Here is a 458-nt window from a genome sequence, read left to right as displayed (position 1 = left end):
AGCGCGCCCTATGGCGTGTGGAGCGCAGCGTCCGCCACTGTCATGACGTCTTACTACGATGGCACTGATTCATGTGCCGTTTCGGGCATCGTTTGCCAAGACGATGTCGCCGTCATTTTGCTGGCGCCGCCAGGCGGCTCGTACGCGGGTAATAGCGCCGGATGGTATGGCTATGGCTGGAACGGCTATGGCTACAATCCGTCGGGACTCGCCTTAATCGATCAACTCGGTTACCCCGTGGCGCTGGATAGCGGCGTTTTCATGGAGCGCAACGAATCGCAAGGCTACGTATCCTCTGGCTACTCCAATAATACGATTATTGGATCACTCATGACCGGTGGTTCGAGCGGCGGTCCGTGGCTCGTGAATCTCGGCATGCCGCCGACGCTTAGTGGCACGACTTTCGGTAACTCGGGCGCGCACAATACCGTGGTCGGCGTGACGAGCTGGGGCTTTAC

General features: G+C 59.0%; 1 pseudogene. It reads left to right on the top strand.

The features are described from left to right. Nucleotides 1-42: 42 nt before the first annotated feature. A pseudogene (locus J5M56_RS25205) lies at nucleotides 43-458 on the top strand (hypothetical protein); the annotation flags it as partial.

It is taken from the genome of Pseudomonas sp. 51_B, assembly GCF_017491595.1.
Taxonomy (GTDB): Bacteria; Pseudomonadota; Gammaproteobacteria; order Pseudomonadales; family Pseudomonadaceae; genus Aquipseudomonas; species Aquipseudomonas promysalinigenes.
The sequence above is the reverse complement of the archived record's forward strand: the minus strand, read 5'-3'. Positions and strand labels throughout refer to the sequence as shown.